The organism is Streptomyces sp. NPDC058877 (assembly GCF_042742855.1).
Lineage (GTDB): Bacteria > Actinomycetota > Actinomycetes > Streptomycetales > Streptomycetaceae > Streptomyces.
This window is the reverse complement of sequence record NZ_JBHYMF010000014.1, coordinates 29,358-55,468: the sequence shown is the minus strand read 5'-3', so window position 1 is coordinate 55,468 and position 26,111 is coordinate 29,358. Positions and strand designations below refer to the sequence as shown.

21 protein-coding genes, 1 tRNA gene, 1 other RNA gene and 1 pseudogene are annotated in these 26,111 nt (G+C 70.4%); 8 read left to right on the top strand and 16 right to left on the bottom strand.

Annotation, left to right across the window (positions count from 1 at the left end; all coding sequences use genetic code 11):
• Window positions 1-34 precede the first annotated feature (34 nt).
• From ACFW2Y_RS05730 to ACFW2Y_RS05705, 6 genes and pseudogenes are all read right to left on the bottom strand, one after another.
• Entirely contained in the window at window positions 35-2,257 is a 2,223-nt protein-coding gene (locus ACFW2Y_RS05730; protein WP_384874058.1) for an FtsX-like permease family protein, read from the bottom strand.
• A 26-nt stretch (window positions 2,258-2,283) separates the two neighbouring features.
• Entirely contained in the window at window positions 2,284-2,961 is a 678-nt protein-coding gene (locus tag ACFW2Y_RS05725) for an ABC transporter ATP-binding protein (RefSeq protein WP_384874017.1), read from the bottom strand.
• Between the two features lie 53 nt (window positions 2,962-3,014).
• Complete coding sequence (locus tag ACFW2Y_RS05720; RefSeq protein ID WP_384874014.1) at window positions 3,015-3,422, bottom strand: hypothetical protein; 408 nt, start codon at window positions 3,420-3,422, stop codon at window positions 3,015-3,017.
• A 345-nt stretch (window positions 3,423-3,767) separates the two neighbouring features.
• The gene (locus ACFW2Y_RS05715; protein ID WP_384874011.1) at window positions 3,768-5,333 is read right to left on the bottom strand and encodes a hypothetical protein; all 1,566 of its coding nucleotides are present in this window, start codon (window positions 5,331-5,333) and stop codon (window positions 3,768-3,770) included.
• Between the two features lie 194 nt (window positions 5,334-5,527).
• Entirely contained in the window at window positions 5,528-8,008 is a 2,481-nt protein-coding gene (locus ACFW2Y_RS05710; RefSeq protein WP_384874055.1) for a SpoIIE family protein phosphatase, read from the bottom strand.
• Window positions 8,000-8,908: pseudogene (locus ACFW2Y_RS05705) on the bottom strand (S8 family serine peptidase); the annotation flags it as partial. The gene ACFW2Y_RS05710 and the pseudogene ACFW2Y_RS05705, both read right to left, overlap by 9 nt.
• Window positions 8,909-9,072: 164 nt before the next feature.
• Here ACFW2Y_RS05705 and ACFW2Y_RS05700 point away from each other — a divergent pair.
• A complete protein-coding gene (locus tag ACFW2Y_RS05700; RefSeq protein ID WP_384874052.1) occupies window positions 9,073-9,270 on the top strand; it encodes a M4 family metallopeptidase in 198 nt (65 codons plus the stop codon).
• Between the two features lie 78 nt (window positions 9,271-9,348).
• Here the strand turns inward: ACFW2Y_RS05700 and ACFW2Y_RS05695 are convergent, their stop codons facing one another.
• The 4 genes from ACFW2Y_RS05695 to ACFW2Y_RS05680 all read right to left on the bottom strand — a co-directional run bounded on the left by ACFW2Y_RS05695 (window position 9,349) and on the right by ACFW2Y_RS05680 (window position 14,155).
• Window positions 9,349-10,608 (bottom strand): class E sortase, encoded by a 1,260-nt coding sequence (locus ACFW2Y_RS05695; protein WP_384874009.1) that lies wholly within the window; start codon window positions 10,606-10,608, stop codon window positions 9,349-9,351.
• 167 nt (window positions 10,609-10,775) lie between these two features.
• Window positions 10,776-12,164: a hypothetical protein gene (locus ACFW2Y_RS05690; RefSeq protein WP_384874006.1), complete on the bottom strand. Its 1,389-nt coding sequence runs from the start codon at window positions 12,162-12,164 to the stop codon at window positions 10,776-10,778.
• A 562-nt stretch (window positions 12,165-12,726) separates the two neighbouring features.
• Window positions 12,727-13,248, bottom strand: coding sequence for a MarR family winged helix-turn-helix transcriptional regulator (locus ACFW2Y_RS05685; protein ID WP_384874003.1), 522 nt, complete (start codon window positions 13,246-13,248; stop codon window positions 12,727-12,729).
• A 64-nt stretch (window positions 13,249-13,312) separates the two neighbouring features.
• The gene (locus ACFW2Y_RS05680; RefSeq protein WP_384874000.1) at window positions 13,313-14,155 is read right to left on the bottom strand and encodes an NAD(P)H-binding protein; all 843 of its coding nucleotides are present in this window, start codon (window positions 14,153-14,155) and stop codon (window positions 13,313-13,315) included.
• Between the two features lie 104 nt (window positions 14,156-14,259).
• Between ACFW2Y_RS05680 and ACFW2Y_RS05675 the strand changes: the two genes are divergently transcribed.
• Window positions 14,260-14,754 (top strand): MarR family winged helix-turn-helix transcriptional regulator, encoded by a 495-nt coding sequence (locus ACFW2Y_RS05675; protein ID WP_384873998.1) that lies wholly within the window; start codon window positions 14,260-14,262, stop codon window positions 14,752-14,754.
• Window positions 14,755-15,259: 505 nt separating this feature from the next.
• Here ACFW2Y_RS05675 and ACFW2Y_RS05670 read toward each other — a convergent pair.
• The 3 genes from ACFW2Y_RS05670 to ACFW2Y_RS05660 form a co-directional block, all read right to left on the bottom strand.
• Complete coding sequence (locus tag ACFW2Y_RS05670) at window positions 15,260-16,006, bottom strand: hypothetical protein (RefSeq protein WP_384873995.1); 747 nt, start codon at window positions 16,004-16,006, stop codon at window positions 15,260-15,262.
• A 482-nt stretch (window positions 16,007-16,488) separates the two neighbouring features.
• Window positions 16,489-16,911: a PIN domain nuclease gene (locus ACFW2Y_RS05665; RefSeq protein ID WP_384873992.1), complete on the bottom strand. Its 423-nt coding sequence runs from the start codon at window positions 16,909-16,911 to the stop codon at window positions 16,489-16,491.
• On the bottom strand, window positions 16,908-17,123 hold the full coding sequence (locus ACFW2Y_RS05660; protein ID WP_309548726.1) for a type II toxin-antitoxin system VapB family antitoxin: 216 nt from the start codon (window positions 17,121-17,123) through the stop codon (window positions 16,908-16,910). The genes ACFW2Y_RS05665 and ACFW2Y_RS05660 overlap by 4 nt, the downstream gene beginning before the upstream one ends.
• Before the next feature lie 740 nt (window positions 17,124-17,863).
• On the opposite strand from ACFW2Y_RS05660, the gene ACFW2Y_RS05655 reads away from it, so the two are divergent.
• Window positions 17,864-18,205, top strand: a complete 342-nt coding sequence (locus ACFW2Y_RS05655; RefSeq protein WP_384873989.1) for a hypothetical protein — start codon at window positions 17,864-17,866, stop codon at window positions 18,203-18,205.
• Window positions 18,206-18,264: 59 nt separating this feature from the next.
• Here the strand turns inward: ACFW2Y_RS05655 and ACFW2Y_RS05650 are convergent, their stop codons facing one another.
• Window positions 18,265-19,737: an ATP-binding protein gene (locus tag ACFW2Y_RS05650; RefSeq protein ID WP_384873986.1), complete on the bottom strand. Its 1,473-nt coding sequence runs from the start codon at window positions 19,735-19,737 to the stop codon at window positions 18,265-18,267.
• Between the two features lie 503 nt (window positions 19,738-20,240).
• Between ACFW2Y_RS05650 and ACFW2Y_RS05645 the strand changes: the two genes are divergently transcribed.
• Complete coding sequence (locus ACFW2Y_RS05645) at window positions 20,241-20,516, top strand: hypothetical protein (protein ID WP_384873983.1); 276 nt, start codon at window positions 20,241-20,243, stop codon at window positions 20,514-20,516.
• On the top strand, window positions 20,513-20,941 hold the full coding sequence (locus ACFW2Y_RS05640) for a type II toxin-antitoxin system VapC family toxin (protein ID WP_384873981.1): 429 nt from the start codon (window positions 20,513-20,515) through the stop codon (window positions 20,939-20,941). Before ACFW2Y_RS05645 ends, ACFW2Y_RS05640 begins: the two co-directional genes overlap by 4 nt.
• A gap of 1 nt (window position 20,942) precedes the next feature.
• On the opposite strand, the gene ACFW2Y_RS05635 is transcribed toward ACFW2Y_RS05640, so the two are convergent.
• Both ACFW2Y_RS05635 and ACFW2Y_RS05630 read right to left on the bottom strand, forming a co-directional pair.
• Window positions 20,943-21,875, bottom strand: a complete 933-nt coding sequence (locus ACFW2Y_RS05635; protein WP_384873978.1) for a phosphorothioated DNA-binding restriction endonuclease — start codon at window positions 21,873-21,875, stop codon at window positions 20,943-20,945.
• 189 nt (window positions 21,876-22,064) lie between these two features.
• Window positions 22,065-22,149 (bottom strand) — tRNA-Ser (locus tag ACFW2Y_RS05630).
• Between the two features lie 129 nt (window positions 22,150-22,278).
• Here ACFW2Y_RS05630 and ffs point away from each other — a divergent pair.
• From ffs to purD, 3 genes are all read left to right on the top strand, one after another.
• Window positions 22,279-22,377: signal recognition particle sRNA small type (gene ffs / locus ACFW2Y_RS05625), an RNA gene on the top strand.
• Between the two features lie 183 nt (window positions 22,378-22,560).
• Window positions 22,561-24,696 (top strand): DNA polymerase III subunit gamma and tau, encoded by a 2,136-nt coding sequence (locus ACFW2Y_RS05620; RefSeq protein WP_384873976.1) that lies wholly within the window; start codon window positions 22,561-22,563, stop codon window positions 24,694-24,696.
• Between the two features lie 61 nt (window positions 24,697-24,757).
• Window positions 24,758-26,035, top strand: a complete 1,278-nt coding sequence (gene purD / locus ACFW2Y_RS05615) for a phosphoribosylamine--glycine ligase (RefSeq protein WP_384873973.1) — start codon at window positions 24,758-24,760, stop codon at window positions 26,033-26,035.
• The last annotated feature ends 76 nt before the right edge of the window (window positions 26,036-26,111 follow it).

Sequence of the window (26,111 nt, the reverse complement as noted above, 5' to 3'; positions counted from 1 at the left end):
GTCCCCCTTCATGCCCTGCCTCCACGCCCTGCCCTCAGTCCCGCCGGATGTGCTCGGGATCGACGTGTCGCCGCACCATGGGGAGGGAGGCCAAGCCCGCGGCGAACAACACCCCCAGCGCACAGGCGAACAGCAAGGGCAGCCCCTCCCAGTCCCAGTGCACCGACCCCCCGCCGGTGATCAGGTAGCTGGACTCGGCGAGCCACCCGGTGACGATCGCCGCCCCCAGTCCCACCACCAACGGCACCAGGACCTGAACCACTTGCACCATCCGCAAGGTCCCCGCCCGAGCGCCCAACAGCGCCAGCGCCGTCACCTGACCTCGCCGCTCCACGGCCCGATCGGCCGCCGACACCACGAAAGCAGCCACCCCGATCACCAGCCCGAGCGCCATCCCCACGACCAACAGGCTCCTGATGACGGTCAGTTGGGCAAGCGAATCGATCACGATCCCCACGGGCTCCACGGCCGCGGTGGGCGCGATCCTCCCGATCCCGTCGAGCACGGCCCGAACGGTGTCGGGATCGGCATCGCTGACGAGGGTGAGCACTCCGTTCGCGTCCGCAAGCCCGGAGGGAAGAAGCGGAGGAGGGACGAGAAGGGCGCCCGACTGGAAGACGGACGCGCCCCAGGGGTGCAGATCGACCCGTTCGGCAGGAACCGTGAGCAAGACCCTGCGACCGTCCTCCAACGCAAAGGGGTATCGCTCGCCCGCCTTGGGGTCGTACTCAGAAGGCGTGTGGCCGTCGTGCAACTGCATGACGCGTCCGTCCACGCAGCCAGTGGCCTGCCGGGTGTACGCGGCGAGTTGTCCGCACGTGCCGACCACCAGGTCGGCACGTGCGACATCGCTCCCGTCCAGAGGATCCCAGGAGCTGTACGAGACGGTCGCCATCCGCACACCGGGAACCCCGGCCAGCGCCTTTCGCTGCGCCTGGGAGACATCGCTCAACCGAAGGTTGTACTCCTGAACCGGAGCCGTCCGCCTGCTGACCTGATCCAACTCGATGAGGACGCCTTGCGTGAGCGAGGCCCCGAACACCAGCAACACCAGACCGGTCACCACCCGGAGCGAAGAGCCCGGATCCACCTCCGTCCGCCGCATCGCCAAGGCCATGGGCAGCGACTCGACCACGCCCCCCAGCCGTCGAGCGAGCCAGGCCGTGATCGGAGCCAACCCGAAGACGAGCCCGACGCCCGTCAACAACACGGCCCCGGGCACCAGCAGTGAACTGGCTGCTCCTCCAGCCGAATCCCTTCCCAGGGCGCCGAGCACGCAGTAACCGACGATGATCCCGAGCCCGGGTACGAGGAGGAGCACTCCGAACTTCTTCGGAGGCTTCCGCTCCCCGGTGCGCCGCACATCGATCGGCGACAGGACGGCCTGCCGTGCACTGAACTGCCCCACGAACCAAGCGAGTGCCGGACACCCCAACAAGCACACCGCAACCGTCACCCACTCCGGCCGCCCGTCGGCCGGATACCAATGCAGCCCGGGTAGTCCGATCCTGGACATGAGTTCGTTGGCTAGCAGGTATCCAGTGAGTCCGAGCACGGCACCCACTGAGGCAGCCAGGACGCTCTCCCCCGCATTGACCCGCAAGGTGTCCTTCACGCTTAGCCCGACGAGTCGGAGAGCTGCGAGCCGACGAGCGCGTGACTCCCCTGAAAGCCGGGCGCAGACGGATAGGTAGATGACCAGGGGAAGCAGCACGATGCACCCGAGGGTGAACCTCAGGACAGTGAGTGCCGAGGGGTCGACGATTTGCCGCCACGATCGGCCGGTTCCGAAACTGCCGAGTTCCTTCGGATCGGTGAGTTCTGCCGGAGTGGTGCCGATATAGGCGTACAAATCTTCAGTGTCGCCCAATCCTTCTGGGGCGATGGTTCCGATTACCCGACCTGGGATCAGGCCGGATGATCTCGGGTTGGCGCGCAAGAGGTCGGCAAGCCTTGGTGAAATGATCACCTCGCCCTCATTCGGCAATCTCTTCACTCCAGGGGGGAGTGGAGCTGGTCCGGGCGCTATCCGTGCGACGAACAAGCGATGTAGCGGCTGTGCCCCATACGGGTCACGGAATTCCTGGTATAGGACATTACTTTTCCCTGGAGTCGGCTCTCGTGCTGCCGTACGGGCGTCATGGGAGGTGAGGATTGACGGGATGGTGAGCACCGTGGACAGGCAGAAGACTCCGAGAGTCGAACCGAGTGTCATGAGCAGGAAGCGGACTTTTCCTCGATGCCCGCTTCTCCACATGAGCCGCAGCCCAAGGGTAAAAGTGCTCACACGGCCACCCGTTGGGATAGGAGGCCATCTGACATCGTGTACTGAGTGTCGGCCTTTGCGGCGACATCTGCGTCGTGCGTGACGATTACTAGGGCTGTCTTTTGTCTCCGTGCCAACTGTAGGAACTCGCTTAGCACGGTATCTGCGTTCATGCTGTCGAGCGCGCCGGTCGGCTCATCTGCGAAAACCACATCGGGTCGGTGCACCAGGGCCCGTGCGACGGCCACGCGTTGGCTCTGGCCACCTGACAACTTTGAAGTTCGGCGCCGTAGCAGATCGCCCATCCCGAGTCGCGTGAGAACCTGACCGGCCATCGCATGGGCGTGTTCTTTGCTGACTCCTGCAAGACGGAGAGGTAGTGCTGCGTTCTCTTCTGCCGTTAGCTCCGGAAGTAACTCCCCGTATTGAAAGACGAACCCAAGGCGAGTGCGGCGTAAGGAGCTTAGCTCTCCATCGGGGAGACATGAGAGGTCGACCCCATCGAATGTCACAGCGCCGCTGGTCGGGGTGAGGACTCCAGCCAGGCAGTACAGCAGTGACGACTTTCCTGACCCGCTACTCCCCATGATGGCGGCTACTTCGCCGTGCTTGAGTGTGAAATCGACATTCCTCACGGCTTGTTCATTGCCGTACGAGAGGCCCACGCCTTCGGCGCGGAGGATGACGTCCGTCACGGTGCGCTCCCTGTGGACGGGGAGCTGTGGCTCGGAACTCCCCGGGCTGGCTACTAGTCTCGCGAGAAAAGACGTTCCGGTGAGCAGTAGTCGGGTCGGAAGGATCCGCGGTCGACGCAAGCGTGAATCCGTACTTGCTTAGTCTTCAAGACGGCGCCGTCGTAAAAAACCTTGTCAACCTTGACGTGCTTCTTCTGGGTCCCGCTGAGGTGGCCCCATGGGTAACCTTCCACCCTTACGCGAAGGTAGACGTTGTGGCCATCGTTGACGCTTTCGTCTCGCAGTTCGCCCTTTACGTGCAGCCCGCTCGGGACCTTGGTTGTGGGCTGCCACTGGTACGTCCCGACGAACGCAACGCCAGGCGCTCGCATCACCAACTCACGCCCGGAGTCGGCCGCTGCCACCCCCACCCCTCCGAAGAACAGCCCCGCGGCCACCGTCGCCGTTGCCAACTTCCTCATGGATATCCCCAAGTTGAGTGTGCCGACTGGTAGTCACAGAAAGTAGCGGCATCGCTACCTGAGTGATGGAGGAGGAACGTCCCTCCCTCGGATCACCCCCCGATCCGGTGAACGGCCCCCTTCGCGCTCCCGGTCAGCCCTGTGGGTCTCGCCTGTGTCGTGCGGGTTCTGTGCCTCGGCTTCGGCTCTCGGTCGACGCCCGGATCCCGGAGGGGCGAAATACGGCCAAGTGCGGGGATCCCGCTCGGGTGCGCGGTGGGCCGGTTGTACGTCAGGTGCGGGGCTCGGTGGCGGTGCATCGATGCATCGGTGCAGTTCCGCGCCCGGCCGCGTCCCTGTCGTCGGTCAGCGCTCCGTGGTGCGCCGCTCGTACACCATCACCCTGCGCCCGTGGACCTGGCCGTCGGCCACCAGGGCGAAGCGTTCCCCCAGTACGGCGACCTTCGTCCCGTCCCGCTCCGTCCCCGCGACCGGTGCCGGTCCCCCTCCTGCGTCCGTGACCAGCACTATGCGCCGCTGGGCGAGCATTGCTTCCCGTATGCGGGCGGGGGAGGCCTCCACGCCCTTCAGTGTTCCCGACTCCTCCGGGCCCTCCGCGAGTGCGATGTCCCGCAGGCCGGTGAAGGCGCCGGGAGAGACGAGCCGGGTGTCCCGGCGTGCGGCCGGTACGTAGAGGACGGCGTCCCCGGGGCGACTCAGCCGCTGCACCTCTCCGGCCGTGGCGAGGACGTCGTCGACCCGGCTGTCCGGGGACCTCTTGGCCAGCGACTGCGGCAGCAGTGCGACCGCCGCCGCGGTGACGGTCGCCGGGACCGTCCACCGCGAGGCCCGTGGGAGGAGGGGCGCGGCTGCCCGTTCCGCTGCGGAGATGATCGATCCGAGCAGCAGCGCCAGACCCAACATGCTGAACAGCACGTACCGTTCCAGGAAGAGCGGCCTGACCAGGGAGATGCCGACCAGACCGATGTGGGGTACGGCCAGTAGCGGTAGCCCGACGGCTGCTACCGACAGCCGGCCGCCTTCCCCGGCCGCGGCCCTGTCCGTTGCGCTGTCCGTTGCCCGGTCCGTTGCCCGGTCCGTTGCTCGCCGGTCCGCCAGGGCTCCGATGCCGCCCAGGGCCAGCAGGACCGCCGGGCCGATCAGCATGTGCCAGGTCAGCGGGGGGATCCAGGAGACCTGGTCGGACTGGGTCAGGCTGAAGAGGACCAGGGGAAGGACACCCGTCGTGGCGGTGGCCGAGGCCACCGCCCAGCGCGTCCACACCTCGCGACCCGCCCGCGCCCGGAGCAGGGTCACCAGGTGCGCCGGCAGGATCAGCAGCGAGAGCCAGTTCAGCAGGCCGCAGACGAGGACCGTGGCGCCGTAGGCGGTCCAGCGGACGGCGGCGTGACGGTCCCGGGTGCCTCCGACGCCCTCACGGTCCCGTGCGTCCCGGCCGTCCGTGCCGTTCCTGCCCTGCACGGAGGTCACCAGCAGCAACGTGGAGATTCCGGCTCCGGCCGTGACCAGCGCGTAGGGGCGTCCTTCCTGGAGGTGGAACTGGACGGCCGGAAGCAGCCCGAACGCCAGTCCCGCTGCCAGTCCCGATCCGGCTCCCGTGGACGTCCCGCCCAGGCGCTGGCCGATGACCGCCACACAAGCGGCAGCCACTGACAGGGCCAGGACGGACGGCAGTCGCAGGACCGTCGTGCTGGGGCCGAAGCACTCGAAGAGCGCGTGCATGAACAAGTAGTAGAGCCCGTGGACGACGTCGACGTTCTCCAGCATCCGCAGGATGTCGGCGGTGGAACGCCCCGCCACCTGCCAGGTGGCGGCTTCGTCCCGCCACACGCTGTTCTGTCGGGACAGCCCCCACAGTCCGAGGGCGAGGGTCCACAGCAGGGGGATCAGCCAGGCTCGACGACGATTCATGATCGGGATCGTGCCGCAGGCGATGCCCCGGGGGAGGAGCCGCGTTCGGTGGCCAGCGCCCTTCGGTAGATGACTTTCGGCCAGGTGCCCTCGGTGTGCTGCAGCGGGTGGACCCCCAGGGGACGTATCTAGGACGTGCGGTCACGGAGCGGCGGCCGTCCCTGCACTCGTGGTCAGCGGCGCATGACGGTCCTTCACAGGGGCAGTTCCAGCCAGACGGTCTTGCCGCGACCGCTGGGGGAGGTGCCCCAGGAGCTCGCCAGGCTTTCCACGATGAGGAGGCCACGGCCGTGTTCCGCCTGGGCGTTCTCCCCTCCGGACACGGAGATCGGCGAGGGAATGGGGGGAGTGACGTCGGAGTCGCGGACCTCCAGCCGGATGTGGTCCGGGCCTTCGCGCAGCCGTAGGTCGACACGGCTGTCCGCATGGATCAGCGCATTGGTCACCACCTCCGAGGCCAGGAGCTCCAGGCTGTCCACGAGTTCCTCGCGGTCCCAGGCGAGGAGGCTCTCCCGGACGAACCTCCGCGCGGCCCGGACGCCCAGCAGGTCGTGCCGCTGGATCTCCATCCGCTCGAAGCGGCGCCTGAGTCCCGGCACCGGGCCCTCGTAGCGTGCGAGGAGCAGGACGACGTCATCGGTGCGTTCCGGGGGCGCGGGCAGGGTGGCGACGAGTTGGTCCGCGAGTTCTTCCAGGTGGTGCCCCGGGCCGGAGCGGTCGGCCGCCAGCAGTTCCCGGACCCGGGGCATCGCGTCGGCGTTCCGGACGGCGGTCAGCCCGTCGGTGTAGAGGAGGAGCAGGGTGCCGGGTTCGAGGAGGGATTCGACGCTCCGGTACGCGACGCCGGGATGGACCCCCAGGGGGACGTCGACGGGTGCGTCGGGGGTGTCGATGCTGCCGTCGGGGCGCCGTACGAGCGGTGGGGGGTGACCGGCCGATGCCACTTCCACCGTGCCCTGCGCGGCGTCGACCCGGACGCAACAGCACGTCGCCAGCAGCTCGGTCTCCAGCTCGGCGAGCAGGTCCGCGGTCCGGCTGAGCACCGCGGCCGGGCCGTGTCCCTCGCGGGCGTAGGCGAGCATCGCGCTGCGCAACTGTCCCATCAGGACCGCGCTCTCCACGTTGTGGCCCTCGACGTCGCCCACGATCAGGCAGATCTTCCTGTCCGGCAGGGTGATCACGTCGTACCAGTCGCCTCCGATTCCGGAGGTCGAGGCGGCGGGTAGGTAGCGCGCGGTCGTGACCATGTCGGGCAGGTCCCCGAGGATCCGTGGGAGCAGCCACTTCTGCACGCTTTCGGCGAGCGCGTGCTTCCTCTCGTCGAGCTTGACGCGTTCCAGGGCCTGGGCGAGCAGGCTCGCCATCATCATGGCCGTCGCCTGCTCCTCCGGGGTGAACCGGCGTTCCTCCGCGAAGCCCAGGACGCAGACGCCCACCGGGACGTCGCCCGCGCGGAGGGGCAGGTAGGCCCAGGCGCGGCAGCCGTCGTCGGGCGCGTCGGGATGGGCGGAGAGCAGCTCGGCACGGTCGGGGAACAGCAGGAGGTCCCTGCTGCGCAGGGCGTCCGCGTAGGGGGAGGGGCCGTCGGCGGAGGCGCCGTGGATCGAGCGGAGCGCGCCGACGCTGGTGCCGTGGTGGGCCGTTACCCAGAGTCGACCGTCGCCGAACCCGGTGATGACGAGGGACCGCGCACGGTAGGGCTCCATGATCCTGGCCCGGGCCGCGTCGGCCACGGCATGCGGGTCCCCGGCCTGGTTGAGGGCTTCGGAGAGCTTGTGCAGGTGGTACATCAGGGTGGTGCCGTACGAGCCGGGGATCTCGGGCAGGCCCCAACCCCCGATGGGTTCGGGGTGCGCCGGCTTCCGTGCGGGCTCGACCGGGAAGACCACGGGGTGGAGCGGCGGGTCCGGCAGGGGCCCGTGTCCCGCGTACGCCGCCAGGCCGTCGGCCAGTCGGTCGCCGATGGTGCGGAGCCGGTGGCGCTTCGCGGTGTCCAGGGCGCCGTGGTGGGTGGGGAGCCGGATGAGGGTCAGCGCGCCGAACCGGTGGTCGCCCGACTCCAGGGGGGTGGACGCCACCGAGTACGGGAAGGGGACGAGCCGCGCGAGCCCCGGGTCGTCGGCGCGGATCTCGGGCTCCCCGATGACGGTGACCGTGCCGGTCCGCCAGGCCGTCGACGAAGCGTACGGGGCGTCGAGGGCGATCTGCTCCGGCATGGTGAAGACCACCGGGGGAGAACCGCCGATCAGGGTGGCCCGTAGCCACCGGTGGTCCCGGTCCAGCAGGTAGACGATCCCGGTGACGGCGTCCAGTGCGCTGAGGGCCTCCCGGATCGCCGTGCTCATCAGCCTTCCGTGCGGGGCCGTGTCCAGGGGGTCGGGGGAGGGGCGCGGGCGCTCGACGAGGGGCTTCCGGTCGGCAGGTGACATGGCGCTGACCCTCCGCTCGCCGGCGTGCCGAGGGCGCGGGGCCGGTGGGTGCGGGTCTTCCGTGCGGCCGTCGGTGGCCTGCCTCCCGCGGTACGTCCGGCACGTCTTCTCTCTGTCCATGATGCGCCTGCCGGGCCTGCTCGGGGAGCCGGTGGGGCGGTGCTGCCCGGTCTCGGGGGCGGAGGGGCGGACCTCGTGGTGAGGTCCGCTCCGGTGCGCCCGGCCGGGCGGGGGGCAGAAGGTCAGGGACCAGGAGTCGATCTTTCCGGTGTCCCACCAGGCGTTGTCATGGACCCGGAGGTTCCAGATGCCGTTGGCGGGGGACGCCGAGGCGTCGACGGTGTAGGTCGCGAGCAGGTCGTCGTTGCTTCCGCCGACTCCGTACTCCTTGAGCAGGTGGACCCTGCCGTCCGGTGCCAGGAGCTCGACCCGGAGGTCTCCGACGTAGGTGTGCTTGATGTCCACTCCGACCTTCGGCGCGACCGGGGCGTTGCCCGAGCGGCCCTTGACCCCGATCGGCGATTCCGAGGTGGCGTGGTCGTTGATCGCGTAGTCGGCGGTGTTCTCGTAGCGGTCGCCGTCGGGCGGCTGCGGGGGTTCGCTCCCTCCGGCGGCGACGTGCAGCAGACGGTTCGGGCTGCCGCTTCCGGGGGCGCCGACGACTCCCTCGGTGGCCGCCGAGGTCAGGGCGGCGGAGACTTGGGCCGGGGTCGCCGACGGGTTGCCCGCGAGGTAGACGGCGGAGGCGCCCGCGACGTGCGGGGCCGCCATCGAGGTGCCCGAGATGGTCTGGCGGTCCGTGTCGCTGCCGTTCCAGGCCGAGGTGATGCCGTAGCCGGGGGCGAACAGGTCCAGGATACTTCCGTAGTCGGAGAAGTACGCCCTGTCGTCGCCGCTCGTGGTCGCTCCGACGGTCAGCGCCTGGGAGACGCGGGCGGGCGAGGATCCGGAGGCGTCCTCGTCCTCGTTTCCGGCCGCGACGGCATAGGTGATGCCGGCGGCGATGGAGTTGCGGACGGCGTCGTCCAGCGCGGTGTTGGCGCCGCCGCCGAGGCTCATGTTGGCGACGGCCGGTTTGACGGCGTTGCGGGTCACCCAGTCGATGCCGGCGACGACCCCGGAGACGGTTCCGGAGCCCTCCCGGGACGGTTGTTCGCCCGACTGCTGGAGCCCCGAGGTGCGCAGGACAGACCCGCACCAGTCCTCCGGAGCGGGCAAACCACCGGTTCTACCTGGCGAGTGAGGGCAGTGGCCGCAAGGTCCTCAACGGAAGGGCGTACGACGGCGTACAACGGCCCCACCCGTGACGGATCGAGGGGGGGACCGGGATCGGCAACGAGAAGGTCGCGAAGATCTGGTGCCGGGCCCCGACGGTCTACATGACCTCGACCACCGACGACCACGAGGCCCGTACCGCGACCCCGGGCGCCGCACGCGACCCCTACGGAAAGGGCGGCGAGGAGTACCGGACGGTGAAGGAGGACCGGACCGCCGTCAACGTCGGCTGAGCCGGTGCTCCGGGCGCGGCAGGGCGTCGTCCTGCCGCGCTGGCGGCAGCGGGGGCCGGGGCCCCGTCGTCGAGGAGGTCACCCCCGGTTCCTCGGCCGCTCCTCGACGAGCCGGCCGAAGACGATCAGCCGCCCCCGACTGCTGAACTCGGGGGTGCACGTCGTCAGGGTGACGTACCGGCCGGGCACGGTGAAGGGCGATCCCCCGGGGACCGGTCGGAGCACGCTGACGTCGCTCGGCGGCGTCTCCGGTATGCGGCCGGCGACCTCGTAGGAGTACGAGGCCGCTGCGGTCTCCATGACGATCCGGTCCCCGGGCACCAGCCTGTCGATCTCCCGGAAGGGCTCGCCGTGGGTGTTCCGGTGCGCGGCCAGCACGACGTTCCCCACGGGGTCGGACGGCATCCCCGTGCCCGTGTAGTGCCCCACCAGCCCCTTGTCGAGCACCTGCTCCGTCCCGGTGCCCTCCGCGACCGGGAACGCCAGCCCCAATGCGGGGATGCGGATGATCGCGAAGCCCTCGCCCGGCGCGAACGCACCGGCCCCGTCCTCGGCCGGGTGCTCCGGGACCCCGTCGCGCCACGCCCGCTCCAGCTTCGTCCGTGCCTCCTCGGCCTCCGCGCGGGCCCGCACGTTCGTCCACCACACCTGGTGGACGACGAAGAGGACCATGGCCAGTCCCGAGGTGATCAACAAGGTGCTCGCGCTCCGGGCGAGGGCCGTGGAGGGCGGCTCCTCGTGACGGCGGCGCGCACCGGTCCGGCGGCGGGGCGCCCGGCGCCGTCCGGACCCGGCTCCGCGACGGGCCGCCCGCCGGCCACCGGTCCGTCGTGACGGGCCCGTCCCCGACTCCGGTGCCGCGGGAGCCGCCGCTCCGGGAGCCGACTCCGGTTGGAGCAGCGCCCCGGGGACGTCTTCCCGTGGACGGGCGGACAGGCCGGGGGACCGAGGGGTCGGGTCGTACGCCTGCGCCGGATGGGGGTACCGGGCGTCCGGTGTCTGCAGCGGTGGGGGGACCGACGGTGGCTGCCCGTACGGGTACGACTGCGGGGAGGGGTGCGGATGGGCACGAGGTGGGGAGGGGAGGTCACAGGGCGCTGCGATCGGGGCGTACACCTGCGGTGGGCTCGTGTGCCAGGGGCCCGACGACCGGAGCGGAGGGCTGGTCGGCGGGGCGTACGGATGCGGGTGGGCGGACCGCTCGTGGAGGTGGGAAGCCGGGTCGTACGCCTGTGGCGCATGGGGGTACCAGGATTCCTGCCACTGGACCGGCGGGTACGGCTGCCAGGCCGCGGCGGCTTCCTGGTGCGCGGCGTCCTCCGGTGGTGTCGTGGCCATGGGAAGGGTGCCTCCGGAGGCTCGGCGGGCGGGGCCCGGCGGGATGGTGGACGACGGCCGGGGCCCGGCGGGATGGTGGACGACGGCCGGGGAGCCGGGGTACGACGGTGGGGCCCGGGTGCACGGGAAGCGGCGCCCGGCCGGGGCCGGACGCCGCACGGGGTGGGTCAGTGCCCCTGGGCGGCCCTGCGCCGGCGGGTGTGGCGGGTCGCGACGAACGCGCCGCCGATGAGGAGCGCACCGCCGCCGACGGCGGTCAGCGTGAGCGTCGTGCCGTCGCTGCCCGTCGCGGCGAGGTTCTGGCCAGGGAGGCCCTTGGTGAAGCCCACCTTCCCGGACGGAGCGGCTTCCGCGGACTGCACGGCGCTCGGGGCGCCGCCCTCCTGCGCACCGTCCTCCCGCGCGGAGTCGGTGCCGCTCTCGTCGACGTCGGTGGAACTGGTGGGAACCGCCGGGTCGGTGACCTCCTGGGGGACGGTGGTGTCGGCCGTTTCCCCCGGCGCGACGACGGTGCTCGGTGCGGCTTCCGCGGCCGGGGCCTTCCCGTCGAGGCCGACGGTGACGGTCGCGGCGTCGGCGGTCCGGCCGGTGACCTTCACCGTCACCTTCCCCGCGTCGTCGCGGAGTTCGGTGACGCCCTCGTTGCGCTCGGTGGTGGACAGGACGATCGGGACCGCGGTGTGGTAGCGGCCCTCGGTCACGCGGTAGGCGTAGACGCCGTCGAGGTTCTTGTCGAGGGAACCGGACGGGCGGCGGTACTCCAGGACCAGGCTCTCCTTGCCCATCGGGACCTCCAGGGCCCGGATGCCCTGCTGGGCGCCGTACAGGGGGCGCAGGGTGAAGGTGCCGGAGCCGGTGGCCCGCTGGTGTTCGGCGGTCTCCAGCCAGCCCATGCGGATCAACTGCGTGGCGGAGAGCCCGGCCGCCCCGTTGCCGCCCATCGGGGACCGGCCCGTGACGGCGGCACGTTCTCCGCAGTCGACGAGGTTGCCGTCCTCGCACGTGTACCGGACCTGGTGGCCGAGGCCGACGTTGTGGCCGAACTCGTGGCGGATCGTCGTCTCGGAGACGTCGTTGCCGCCGGTGTTCAGCCAGGTGTAACGGCCGCCGACGGAGCCCATGCCGGCCCAGTAGCAGTTGAGGTGGGGGAGGACGATGGACAGGTTGTCCCAGTCCTCCTTGCGCACCAGGCCCTTGGCGGTCACCTGGGCCTCGATGTCCTCCCGGATCTCGCGGAGTTCACTGCAGCCGGCCTTCTGGCGGAGGGTCAGCGGTCCGATGACCTTCTCCTTGACGGCGGGCACGAAGGTGAACCGACCGCCCGAGACCTCGCGGAAGTACGTGGTCAACGACTCGCCCGGACCGAAGTACTTGTCGATGGCGTTCGCCCGCATCACGGCCGGATCCGGATGCGCCCGGTCGGAGAAGTCGGCCATGACGACGAGGACGCGCCCTTCCTTGGCGTCGTCCGCAGCGGCCGGTGCGGACGAGGCCCCGACCGCCAGCGTGGTGAGGGACGCCGCAGCGGCCAGGAACCTGCCGATTCTGGTGTGCATGGTGTTCTGTGCTCCCGTTCCTCGAAGAGTGATGCATGGAGGGGGAGCGAGAACGGGTCGCATCCTCGCGCTCCGTTACCCGTCCGTTATCTCCGGTCCGGTCGGGTGCGGAAGGCGCCGGGAGCTGTCGGCGGTTTCCCGGGGCGGTGACGGTGCGGGGACGAGGTGCACTTGCTCGGGCAGGAGTTCCTCCCGGTGTCGTACGTCGCGTGGCCCGATGCGGATGGCCGTTCCCGCGGGGAGGAGCAGGCCGACGAGAGGCATCGCGCGTCACGACCCCGGCCGTGGCCGCCTCCGAGTCCGGGGGGCGAGCTGCGGCAATGCGGAGCCGGGCCCCGAGGGCCGGGGAGCCCGGCGGCACCACCAGGGCGCGGGCGCACCACCTCCACGGGCGCACCACCTCCGCGGGCGCACCACCTCCTGGGGGCGCCCCGGAAGACCGGCGCGTCTGATGAGGCACGTACGCGGCCGGATGGGGGAAGGCGACCAGAACCGCAACCAGGACCCGAGCGGTCGTCCCGCCCATTCGGCCACCGATGCCGAAGCTGCGGCTTGGACCGGGTCATGGTCCTTCCCCGGGCTCCAGGTTGTGGGCCATCCGTTCCAGGACGGTGACGGCGATCCGGTACTCCTCGCGACTGATGCCGGCCGTCGACAGCTCGCGGAAGGCGTCGACGCGTTCGGCGACCTCGGGCAGGCGGGCGCGGCCGTCGTCGGTCAGGGCGAGGCGGCCAGGCTCCGGGCGGGCGGCCCAGCCGTCGGCGACGACCGTCCCGATGGCGTCGGTCAGGGCGGTGACGTCGGCGTTGGCGGCCAGGACGGCCAGGACGCCGATGTCGGTGGCCCGGGGAGCGTCCTTGACGACGTTGAGGACCTGCCAGGCGAGTCGGGTGAGGCCGAACTCGGCCAGCACGGAGTTCATGTGGCTGGTGAGGGCCTTGTCGGTGCGGTTGAGCCAGTAACCGATGGGCTTCATGTGGTGCTCCTGGACGGGTCGGCGGTGCAGGGTTCGGGCGTTGCGCTGCAGCAGCCGCATGGCCGGTGCGCTCGCGGGGCCGCCGAGCTCGATGTTGATCGGCAACACGGAGCGCCGGCCGCTCTCCTCCGAGACGGGCGTGCGGGCCTTCGCGGTGCGGGCCCCGCACGGATCAGTGCGGGGTGAAGGCGGGGGCGTTCTCGCGGGCCCACTGCCGGTACGTGCGGGCGGGGCGACCGAGGAGGGTTTCGACGGTGTCGGCGACGGCCGCCGGGCCGCGGTCGGCGGCCTCCCACCGGTCGAGCAGCGAGGAGACCACCGGCGCGGGCGTGTGGGCGCCCATCTGCTGTTCGGCCTCGGCGCGGGTGATCTGCTCGACCGGGACGTCACGGCCGAGGGCCTCGGAGAGGAGCGCGAGTTGCTCGCGGAAGGTGAGCGACTCGGGGCCGGTCAGGGTGAGCGAGCGGCCGGTGAGGGAGGTGCCGGTCAGGGCCTCGACGGCGATGTCGGCGATGTCCTCGGGGTGGATGGGCGCGATGTGTGCGTCCGGGTAGGCGAGTTGGACCGGAAGCGACCGACCGGTGAAGTGGGTCCAGGCGAGGGAGTTGCTGGCGAAGGCGTCCGGGCGCAGGAACGTGCAGGTGAGGTCGGAGGCGGCGAGGACGTGTTCGACCCGGAGGCTGTGGCTGGCGAGCGGGTCGTTCTCGGCGTCGGGGCCGAGGACGGAGGACGAGGAGAGCAGGACGACGTGCTTGACGCCCGCGTCCTCGGCGGCCTCGACCAGCTCGTGGATGCCGGAGGGCTGGGGGTGGAGGAAGACCTGGCGGACGCCGCGGAACGCGGCATCGAGGCTCTCGGGCCGGTCGAGGGCGAGCTCGATGGTCTCGACGCCCTTCGGAACGGTCAGTTCGGCGGGGTCGGTGCTGGCGGCGCGCACGGTGAGACCGGTGGGGTGCAGGCGGTTGACGACGGCCTGGCCGACCTTGCCGCGGGCGCCGGTGACGAGGATGGTCATGGAGTGTTCCATTCGCTGCGTGACAACATATGCATGCTTGCATGCACGCATATGTGGGTCAACACATGCCTTCGTTGGAACATGCATGTCTGTACGATGGAGGCATGACGAAGCACGAACCGAAGACGGCGGACGAGCTGCTGGACGCCGTGGGCCCGGCCTTCGGGAAACTGCGGCGCTCCTCGCTCCTGGAGGTCGAGGACCCGATCTCCCAGAAGGACCTGAGCCGCACGCTGGTGCTGCGGATCGTCCTGGACGCCGAACGGGAGGATGCCGGCGAGGTCACCGTCGGCGCGGTCGCCCAGCACCTGGGCGTGGACCCGTCGGTGGCCAGCCGCATGGTCTCCGACTGCATCTCGGCCGGCTACCTGGTCCGCGCCGCCTCCCAGCGGGACGGTCGCCGCACCGTCCTCCACCTCAGCCCCGAGGGCCGTGAGCTGATGGTCCGCTTCGGCCGCCACCAGCGATCGGCCTTCGAGTGCGTCACCGCCGACTGGACCGAGCAGGAGCGCCTGGAGTTCGCCCGCCTCATGCTCAAGTACGTCGACTCCCAGGACTCCCTCCGCCACCGGCCCCCGGGCAATGACGCTCCGCGCTGAGCGGACCGACCCCTCGTACCGGTGGGATCTCGAACAGGCCGAAGACCCCGGCCGCCCAAGCGGTCCGGGGTCTTCGTTTCGTCTGTTCAGGCGGCCGGCGGAGGCTGCAGGCAGATGCGAACGGGCCGTCCTCTGGCCGGGTGGGGGCGCTCCCTCGGGCTGTTGCGCCTCTCACTTGCGCTGATGGCCCGCAGACGTTCGGGCCCGTCCGCCGCTGTTCGTCGGCGTTGCCACGCAGCTGGACACTCACCGCTCAACGGCCTTTCACGGACGGGCCGTTGTCAGTGGCGGCCCCTGGGGTCTCAGGCGCGCGGTCGGCTTCCGGGGGTTCCAGCTCCGAAGGGAACGGTTGCATCCCCGGCCTGTCTGGGGGCGGCCCGGAGACCCGTCCGGGACCCAACCGACGGTCGGGCTTCGTCGATGGCCAGGAGATGACCTGTCAGCGCCGACCGCGCACTGCCCCTTGCGAGGTCAGTGGTCCGCCGGCGGACCGTGCGCGTGTCGGTCAGAAGGGAGGTTCGAGGTCGCCGCGACCATCGCTGTGCGGCCCCCGGTCCCAGGGCTCCTCTCGGAAGGGTTCGGGGTCGGGTACGTCGTGTCCCCACGCTTTGAGTGCCTTCCAGGCAGTGCGCCGGTTGTGGGCGTCACTGCTGGTGTCCAGGACGTGGCGCGCGTGCACGGCGAGGTGATCGCGGTGCCCGGCGAGCCCGGGGTGCTCGGCGAGGATGATCGAGGCGAGGGCGGCGGCTTCGCGCACGTCCTCGTGGCCGTCCTGCAGGAAGGGCGCGACGGCCCGGTAAAGCACCGTGCGCAGGTCTCGGAAGGCCGCCACGACGGTGCCGCACGCGAGGAAGCCGGGGAAATGCTGCTCGATGCGCCCCACGACCTCGTCGGAGGCGTCGTGGGCCGTGGAAGCCAACCAGTTCAGCAGTGTCGCCCGGACGGGGACGTTGCGATGGGGCCGTAGGGTCATGGCCGCCGGGTGGGTGAGGATGCCGGCTACGTACACGGCGACGGGGGCAGTGGCTTCGTAGGTGCTGTTCTGGTGGCCGACCAGCTCGCCCAGCTCCGACAAAGCGGTGACCTGCACCTTGGGATCGGGCTCCAACAGCCGCGCCAGGAGCTCGGGAAGGCCCTCGCCGTTCCCGAAGGCCGTCTGGAGCGAACCCCAATCGGTTTCCGCCAGGACTACCTGGTGAGGCGGCAAGCCATCCTCGTGGGGTGCTCCGGTGTTGGAACGGCTGTGGTTCACGGGCCCAACCTATGCCGTGCTCGAAGGCCTGCTTCTGCTGTCCATCAACCCCAGCCGTGGGCGTGCGGCCGGCGGCCGGTCTGGAGCGGGGCGCAGACGGGAGGCACGCCCGGGGGCGGGGGCGGCGCGGATGCGGGCCCGCTGCACGCATGTGACGGGCACCACACTGCGCAAGGTCGCTCAGCAGGTCGGAGACGCCCTTCGGGAGCCCGCGAAAGGGCCCCCGAAGGCCAGCCGAGACGAAAACGGACACGGAGCAATGCCAAAGGGCCGGACTGCTTTCACAGTCCGGCCCTTTGGGCTGGCGGAGGATACGAGATTCGAACTCGTGAGGGGTTGCCCCCAACACGCTTTCCACACGCTCGTACGCCCGTCCCGTGGGGGCCGCATCGGTCCTGACCTGCGGCGGCTCGTCCTGGGCGGCCTTGTCCGGACGGCTCCGGACGGAGGGGAACGCAACCAGGACTGCAACTGCTGCTCGGCTACTTACGGCCCTCCGGTCCGTACCACTGGACGGGCTGGCCGGTCACTGCGGCGATGCAGTCGAAGTCGTGGTCGCAGTGCAGGAGGGTGAGTCCCTGCAGCTCGGCAGTTGCCGCGACGACGAGGTCGACCGCACCTGCGCTGCGGTGCTTGCCCTGCTTGGTGAGGGCCTCCTGGACCTGCCAGGCGCGGTCGTAGGCGCGGTCGTCGACGGGAACCCAGCCGAAGAGCAGTCGCATGTCCTCGATGCCGCGCGCCCGGTCGGCCGCCGACCGGGCGCTGTAGAAGAACTCCAGCTCCGTGATGGGGCACGTGGCGATCAGGCCGGCGGCTGCCGCCTGGTCCCAGCCGTACTGCTCCGCGTCACCCCGCATGAAGCGGGCGAGGGCGCTGGTGTCGATCAGGTAGAGCGCTGCGTTCACCGTCGGTAGTTCCGCTTGTCCTCGAAGAGCGTCAGATCGAATGCGCCGTCGTCGGCCGCAGCGCGCAGGCGGGTCAGGGCCAGCGCGCGCCGCCTGCTCTCCAGCACCTCGCGCAGGGCGGTGTTGACCGTCTCCTTCTTGGTGCTGGTCCCCAGAGCCTTGGCCACGTCCGCGACCAGCTCGTCATCGAGGTCGATCACCGTACGACTCATGGTACACCTCCTTGATATCAAGTATGGAGACAAATATACCTGCGATAGTTCATCGCTGTGCTGCGTTCTCTTCCTCGTGGCTGTCGGGTGTCCGCAGCGAGCTCGGGTGGAGGTTCGGGGAGCGTGAACGGGTCGCCCCCTGTCCGGGTGGGGGCGGCGTCGGAATCCGCTCGGTGCGCAAGGGTGGAGCGTCCGGGCGCGCGTCGGTCGGGCGTGAGTCGCGGCCTGCCAGCTCGCTCGTGGTCCGGGGCTCCGTGGGGTGCGACGCCCCTCGTGCCGCGAGCGCCTGTTCCGGGCTTGTGTCGGCATCGCGTCTGTGGAGCGCTCTCGATTCGGCGAGAGGCATGCCAGCACGCACCTCATGTCGGATGTGAACGCAACCGGAACTGCAACCAGGACATGCCGAAGACCCCGGCCGCTCGCGCGGTCCGGGGTCTTCGTTTCGCCTGTTCAGGCGGTGGCGGAGGATACGGGATTCGAACTCGTGAGGGGTTGCCCCCAACACGCTTTCCACATGTTCGTACGGGGGGTCCGGCGAGGGTCGTAGGTGCCCTGACCTGCGGCGGAGCGTTCGGTGCGGGCCTGTCCGGACAGGCCCGGACGGAGGTGAATGAGGCCAGGAATGAGACCACAGTGTCAGGGGTGGCTGTCTGGTCTCGCGCATATCGGCACGTGCGTTCGATGAGATCGATACGCTGCTGCAGCTCTACTTACCTGGCATACGCGGTCCTTGGAGAGACATGCCCCGCTACGTTCGCGTCAAGATCGTCACTCCCGAGATGGAGGCCGCGGAGCGGAGAGCAGGGCGTCGGCTTGCAATCATCTTCTTGCCCAGCCTGGTCCTGATCGGGGCCCTCCTGTACGGCTGGGCCTGTCAGGCATTCGGCTTGGCGCGCGGTGATGTAGCGCTGGTGTTGCAAGGCACGCTGCTGCTGGCTATCAGCAGCCTTCTTCTCCCCTTCCTGGACAAGTGGTGGACCGGTCGCCGCTACCAACTTTGGAGAGCAACCGTGGGCTTCTGCCTGCCGACGTCACTCACCATGGTGCTGGTCTACCTGCTTCCCGTACTGAAGGAACGGTAGGGGAACTGCTGGCGGTGCTGCGAGGTGCCGAAGGCTGACCTTCGGGCGACGCCGAGACGTCAGACCTGGCCGTAGAGGGTCGCCAGGTCGATCAGTCGGATGTCCGGGTCGGCCGCTGCTGTGGCGTGCGCCCTGTCGTTGAAACCTGCTCCGCTGAAGCACATGAGCTGTGTGTTCGTCGTGTCGTAGCGGCCTGCCAGGGTGATGAGGTCGCGGATGTGCCGGAGACGTTCGATGTGGGCAGCGCCCATGGTGTCGTTCCACTTGGCCTCTCCGACGGCCAGCAGTGGCGGCTTGCCACCATCCGCGATTCCGACGACAGCCACGTCGACCTCGTGGCCGGTGCGGGCCTTGGGGTCGTGCACGACGCCGTGTCCGACGCGGGCCGGCAGGCCGCCCAGGAGCTCGGGGTCGGCGTGATGTAGGGCCCAGTCCCGGCAGACCTGCTCGAAGTGGGGCCCGAGGACGTTGCTGACGAAGCGGCGGCGGCTGGCCTGCCAGACCCGTGCCGCGCTGCCGGGGCGTTCGAGCTGGTCCCAGACCGGTCGCATGATCGCGTGGTAGAAGCCGATCAGCGGTTCGGCGATGCGGTAAGTGGGCCGGTTGTCGCGGAAGGCATCGGCGTCCCGGTGCAGCAGGCCCGCGTCTTCGAGGACGTTGATGGGGTGGGCGATGTCGGTGGCCTTGCGTTCCAGGTAGCCGGCCATGCCCCCGCGTGTGGCGTTGCCGTCGGCGACGGCGGCCAGGACGGACAGATACAGGGCGGTGTCGCGGAGGTCGGGTTCTTCGGCCAGCAGGTAGCGGGCCTCGCGGAAGAGCGGTGTCTCGGGGTTGAGGACGGTGCGGACGACCCAGTCGTCGAAGTCATCCGGCCCCTTTGGCGTGTCGCCGCGTGCGAATTCGCGCCGGTAGGCCGGGGTGCCGCCCACGATCGCGTTCACCTTCATCGCCAGGTGGGGGTCGGTGATGCCCCAGAACTCGGCGGCGAGGCGGTGGTCCAGAGGACGGACGACCAACTCCAGCCCTGCCCGCCCGCGCAGTGGGGCGCTACCCGAGAGCAGTCGGCCCATGAAGGACAGCGCCGAGCCGCACAGCAGCAGCCGGGTACGGGAGCCGGTGCGCTGGTCACGCAGGGGCCGCAACGCCTCCTGGATGATCGAGGGCAGCTCCGGGTTGGCCTTGGCGAGGTAGGGAAACTCGTCGATCACCACGGGGACCGGCCGCTCGGCGCCGAGCGCGAGGAGGGCGTCGACGGCCTCCGCCCAGTCGGCGAAGTGGAACGGGCTGGCGGGGCGGACGTGGGCGGTCAGCGCTGCGCTGATCCGCCGGAGCGACTCGGCATCTGCGGCCTCGGTCGCACCGAAGTAGAACCCTCCGGCGGCACGGCAGGCGGCATCCAGCAGGAACGTCTTGCCCTGGCGGCGGCGCCCGGAGACCACACCCAGAGTCGCTCCTGGCTGAGGATCGGTGATGAACCGGCGCAGCGCCGACCACTCGTAATCCCGGTCGAACATCTCGGCAGGCTTGTCCACGACTGCTCCAGATATAGAAGTACGCCTACATAAAACATACTCCTAGTTCTGGCGGCCCTCGCGGTGCGCACCCGTCGGCCCCGACACTCGCCGCTCCCCAGGGCGACCCGGCGCATCGCGAGAAATAGCGTGAATGTCGCAAGTGAACGAGACCGAAACTGAGACCCGGGCATGCCGAAGACCCCGGCCGCTGGAGCGGTCCGGGGTCTTCGTTTCGCCTGTTCAGGCGGTGGCGGAGGATACGAGATTCGAACTCGTGAGGGGGTTGCCCCCAACACGCTTTCCCAATGTTCGTACGGGGGTCCGGAGGGGGTCGTGGGCGTCCTGACCTGCGGCGGAGCGTCCAGGGCGGCCCTGTCTGGGCGGGCCCGGACAGGGGTGAATGAGACCAGAACTGAGACCAGGCAGCATGGGTTCGACGGGATCCAGCTTGCGGGACGGCCGGCCCGCCTAGGCTTGTCCCCAGGTATGGGCCCGCGGACCGCTTCGTGGAGGAGCCGATCATGAGTACTGCCCCGAACCTCCCGCTGCCGCCCCGTCGGCCTGAAGATCCGCATCCGCTCCGGACGATTCGAGAGATCCGGGAGTCCTTGCCCGAGCGGCAGCTCGTGCACTTCGACGCCGAGCTCGCCGACACCGACATCGACGCGCTACCGGAGATGCTTCATCGGTGGGCCACTCTCGGCAGTGACGGATTTCTCGATCGGCTTGAGTCGGCCCCGTTCGAGGGCCTGGAGTTCGGGAAGCGTTCCTACGACGATGCGGCGAGTGGCGAGTGATCTACCTGCTCGACACCAACGTGGTCTCCGAGATCACCACCCGGCCGAAGCCGGCTCCGGCTGTTGTGGCCTGGGCCCGTTCGGTCCCGTCTACCGCCCTCTACCTGAGCGTCATCACGATCGCGGAGATCGAGGCGGGCATCGCGGAAACACCGGACCTGGTACGGCGTGCCGCTTTTGAGCGGGTGCTCGACAGCATCCGCGTTGACTACAGCGACCGGATCGCGGCCATCGGAGAACAGGAAGCCCTCGCGTACCTTGCCCTTCATCGGAAGTTGAAGAGCGCCGGAACCAGCATCGATCCGCCGGATGCGCTGATCGCCGCCACCGCTCTGGCGAACGGATGGACCCTGGTGAGCCGGAACGTCAAGCACCTGGCCCGGACTGGCTCGCTCTTGCTCAACCCGTGGGAGTACGAGGGCTGACCTACGGGCGGGTGCGCGAGTCCTCGCGAGATCGACTTCGCGGACGATCTGCGCCGGGACGTGGGGTGCCGTGGAAGACCTGGCTGGTGTGCCAGGTGCGGTGGTGCGCCGCCACGGGTCGTATGCCTGGTTGTGGGCCGATGAGGGGGCGGCCCGCGAGGGCTATGACGTGCTCGCGGGCTGCGGGGCTGCGGCCGACGAAGTGCTGCGAGACGAGGACGCGGTGGCCGTCGCCGACACCGAGGACCCCCTTGTCGAAGAGCTTGTGGTGCAGTGAGCAGAGGCAGAGTCCGTTGTCGACGTCATCCGGGCCGCCGAACGCCCACCAGCGCACGTGCGCGGCCTCCAGCCCGACCGGCACTGCTCCGATCCGCCCGTCGTAGCCGCAGAAGGCGCACTGGTACTCGTAAGCCGTCAGCACCAGCTCCCGCATCCGCCGGTCCCTCTGCCGTCGCGCTGACGGAAGCCGCCCGGTCTCCGTCGGCTCCAGCTCCAGTCCGATCGCTTCGCACAGTTCGCTGTGCAGGGAGGGCGGGAAATGCTGGTCGAGCAGTACGCGCGCGAGCCGTCCCAGCAGTGACGGCTCGCGCCGCAGTGCCGCCCGCAGCTCCGGCGCCAGCTGTCCGACAGCCCTGGCTGCCCGCAGCTCCCGCACCGCGCTGCCGGGACTGCCGGGGCCGTGGTCGGTGCGCACCTCCCACACCCCATCGCTGGCCAGATGATGGAACGGGTAGGAGGGCGTTGTCCTGTTGGGCGGACCGTACTCGGCCAGCAGCCGCTTCAGGTCCTCCTCCACCGCGCTGTAGAACAGCCCGCCGTCTGCATCCTGCTGGAACCGGCCGAGGGCGTACAGGAAGAGCAGCGGTTTGTGGGGAGCGCGCGCCCCGCCCTTGGTCCACTGCCGCAACGTCGCGGCCCGCTCCAACCAGTCCATGACCGGCGATCGTAGTGACCGCCGACCCGGACGTGCGCGCACATGTGCGTGAACCCTTGGCGACACGGTTGTGGATGGTTCGTGCCTGAATGTCTGAAGTAAATGAGACCAAAACTGAGACCAGGCCATGCCGAAGAGCCGGACCGCGATCAGCGGTCCGGCTCTTCGTTTCGCCTGTTCAGGCGGCTGCGGAGGATACGAGATTCGAACTCGTGAGGGGTTGCCCCCAACACGCTTTCCAAGCGTGCGCCCTAGGCCTCTAGGCGAATCCTCCGCCGGGAACATTACATGACCGAGGGGGGTGCTCGCGAACTCGATGTCGGGCGGGGTCGGCGGGTGGGATCGGCAGGGAGTCCGGGAGGGGGTGCGGGCCCTTGGGGCTGCCGGGATCGGGTACGCTGGGCCAAGCCCCTCACGCGGTGCTATCTGACTGAACTCCCCCAGGGCCGGAAGGCAGCAAGGGTAGGTCGGCTCTGGCAGGTGCGTGGGGGGCGCTTGCGTTTCCGTGCGGTTCCCGTCCGGCTCCACACCGGGCCCGGCCGCTTCCGCACGGGCCCGGCCGCCTCTACGCAGGGACCGGCTGACTCCGCACCGGGCCCGGTCGCCCTGGAGTCGGTCGGGTCCGGTTCGGTTCGGCGGTTCGGTTTTTCTCGGGTTGTCGGTGAGCGCCTATAACCTCGTACACGTGTCGTCTCTCGCGCTGTACCGCCGCTATCGCCCCGAGTCCTTCGCCGAGGTCATCGGGCAGGAGCATGTCACTGACCCGTTGCAGCAGGCCCTGCGGAACAACCGGGTCAATCACGCGTACCTGTTCAGCGGTCCCCGCGGGTGCGGCAAGACGACCAGTGCGCGGATCCTCGCCCGCTGTCTGAACTGCGAGCAGGGGCCGACACCGGATCCCTGCGGGGAGTGCCAGTCCTGCCGCGACCTCGCGCGGAACGGGCCGGGGTCGATCGACGTCATCGAGATCGACGCCGCCTCGCACGGTGGTGTGGACGACGCCCGTGACCTGCGGGAGAAGGCCTTCTTCGGGCCCGCATCCAGCCGGTACAAGATCTACATCATCGACGAGGCCCACATGGTCACCTCGGCGGGCTTCAACGCCCTCCTCAAGGTGGTCGAGGAGCCGCCGGAGCACCTCAAGTTCATCTTCGCCACGACCGAGCCCGAGAAGGTCATCGGGACCATCCGTTCGCGGACCCACCACTACCCCTTCCGGCTCGTGCCCCCCGGCACTCTGCGGGACTACCTGGGCGAGGTCTGCGGGCGCGAGGGCATCCCCGTCGAGGACGGGGTGCTGCCGCTGGTGGTCCGTGCCGGAGCCGGCTCCGTGCGCGACTCGATGTCGGTGATGGACCAGCTGCTCGCCGGTGCCGCCGCCGACGGCGTGACGTACTCGATGGCGACGTCCCTGCTGGGCTACACCGACGGCTCCCTGCTCGACTCGGTCGTGGACGCGTTCGCGGCCGGAGACGGTGCAGCCGCCTTCGAGGTCGTCGACCGGGTCGTCGAGGGCGGCAACGACCCGCGCCGGTTCGTCGCCGACCTCCTGGAGCGGTTGCGCGACCTGGTGATCCTGGCTGCCGTGCCGGACGCGGCGGAGAAGGGGCTCATCGATGCCCCGGCGGATGTCATCGAGCGCATGCAGGCCCAGGCGTCCGTCTTCGGCGCCGCCGAGCTCAGCCGGGCGGCCGACCTGGTCAACGCCGGTCTCACCGAGATGCGGGGTGCCACGTCGCCCCGGCTCCAGCTGGAGCTGATCTGCGCGCGGGTGCTGTTGCCCGCCGCCTTCGACGACGAGCGCTCGCTCCAGGCGCGGCTCGACCGCCTGGAGCGCGGTGCGGCTGCGGGGCCCGCGCCCGTCTTCGCCTCCGGGCCTCCGGCGCCTGCCATGGGGTACGTGCCCGGGCCCGAGGCCCACACCCCGATGGCGCCCCCGCCCCCGCCGCCGGCCCCCGCCGTCGCGCCGCAGGCGGTCCCCGTAGCGCAGCCCCCCGCACCGCAGGCTGCTCCCGTGCCGCAGCCCGCGCCCGCCGGACCCCGGCCCGGGGCCTGGCCGGGTGCCGCCGCCCCCGGTGGCGGGACTCCCGGGGCCTGGCCCGGTGCGACCGCGCCCGCGACCCCGCCCGCCGCGCCGCCCGCCGCGCCCGTGCAGGCCCAGTCCGCTCCGCAGGCCCCGGTGGCGAGCGGTGGGGACACGGCCCAGGTGCGGAACCTGTGGCCGCAGATCCTGGACGCCGTCAAGAACCGGCGGCGCTTCACCTGGATCCTGCTCAGCCAGAACGCGCAGGTCGCCGGTTTCGACGGCACGACCCTCCAGCTCGGCTTCCTCAACGCCGGTGCCCGCGACAACTTCGCGAGCAGCGGCAGCGAGGACGTGCTCAAGCAGGCCCTCGCCGAGCAGTTCAACGTGCACTGGAAGATCGAGGCGATCATCGACCCCTCGGGAGGTTCCGCCCCTCCGCCCGCCGCCACCGGCTTCGGCGGCTCGGGAGGCACGGGGAACGGCTCCGGAGGGTTCGGCAACGGCCCCGGAGGCGGGGGAGGCTTCGGGGGCGGCCGGTCCGCCGCTCCTGCGGTCCCCCCTGCCCCGCCGTCCGCGTCCGCGCCCGCGGCACCCGCTCCGGCCGCTGCCTTCCCGCAGGCCCCGACCCCTCCGCCGCCCCCGGCCCCCGCACCGCCCGCGCCCCGGTCGGTGGCGCCCGAGGACGACATGCCGGAGGAGGACGATCCGGACCTCGTCGACTCCGCGCTCTCCGGGCACGACCTGATCGTGCGCGAGCTGGGAGCCACGGTTGTGGAGGAATACACGAACGAGTAGCCCCGTCTCGCTCGGTGGCCCGCACAAGGAGCAGCCCGCCCTGCGGGCTACCCTGACAGGCGTGAAGGTCCTCGTCATCGGCGGCGGCGCCCGCGAACATGCCCTGTGCCGCTCTCTTTCCCTCGATCCCGACGTCACCGCTCTGCACTGCGCGCCCGGCAACGCCGGAATCGCCGAGGTCGCCGAGCTGCACCCGGTCGACCAGCTCGACGGCGCGGCCGTCGCGGCGCTCGCCGGTGAGCTGGGCGTCGGCCTGGTCGTCGTCGGCCCGGAGGCACCGCTCGTCGCGGGTGTCGCCGACGCCGTCCGCGCGGCCGGCATCCCCGTCTTCGGCCCCTCGCAGGAGGCGGCTCGGCTGGAGGGCTCCAAGGCCTTCGCGAAGGACGTGATGGCCGGTGCCGGGGTCCCCACCGCCCGCAGCTACGTCTGCACCACTCCGGAGGAGATCGAGGAGGCGCTGGACGCCTTCGGCGCCCCGTACGTGGTGAAGGACGACGGTCTCGCGGCCGGCAAGGGCGTCGTGGTCACCGAGGACGCGGAGAAGGCCAGGGCGCACGCGCTCGCCTGTGTGGGCGCCGGGTCCGCCGGGCCCGGGGGCCGGGTGGTCATCGAGGAGTACCTGGACGGTCCCGAGGTCTCCCTCTTCGCGATCACCGACGGGACCACCGTCCTCCCGCTGAAGCCCGCGCAGGACTTCAAGCGTGCGCTCGACGGGGACGAGGGCCCGAACACCGGTGGCATGGGCGCGTACTCGCCGCTGCCCTGGGCGGATCCGAAGCTGGTCGACGAGGTCATGGCGACGGTGCTCCAGCCGACGGTCGACGAGTTGCGCCGCCGGGGCACCCCGTTCTCCGGTTTGCTGTACGCGGGCCTGGCGATCACCAGCCGTGGTGTGCGGGTGATCGAGTTCAACGCGCGCTTCGGCGACCCCGAGACCCAGGTCGTGCTGGCCCGCCTGAAGACCCCGCTCGCGGGCGTCCTGCTGAACTCCGCCAACGGCACCCTGGACGACCAGGCCCCGCTGAGCTGGAGCGACGACGCCGCCGTCACCGTGGTGATCGCCTCCCACAACTACCCGGACACCCCGCGCACCGGGGACCCGATCGAGGGCTTGGCCGAGGTCGCGGAGCAGGACGCCCCCCACGCGTACGTGCTGCACGCCGGTACGAAGCGGGACGGCGCCGCGCTGGTGAGCGCGGGTGGCCGCGTCCTCTCGGTCACCGCCACCGGATCGGACCTGGCACAGGCCCGCGAGCGTGCGTACGCGGCGGTCGGCCGCATTCGCCTTGACGGTTCGCAGCACCGTACGGACATCGCCCAGAAGGCCGCCGAGGCCTGATTCCGCCCGGATTTCGTCCGGTTCCTCCGATGGCCGTGTGGTGCGGAAGTCGTGCACCACACGGCCATCTGAGCGC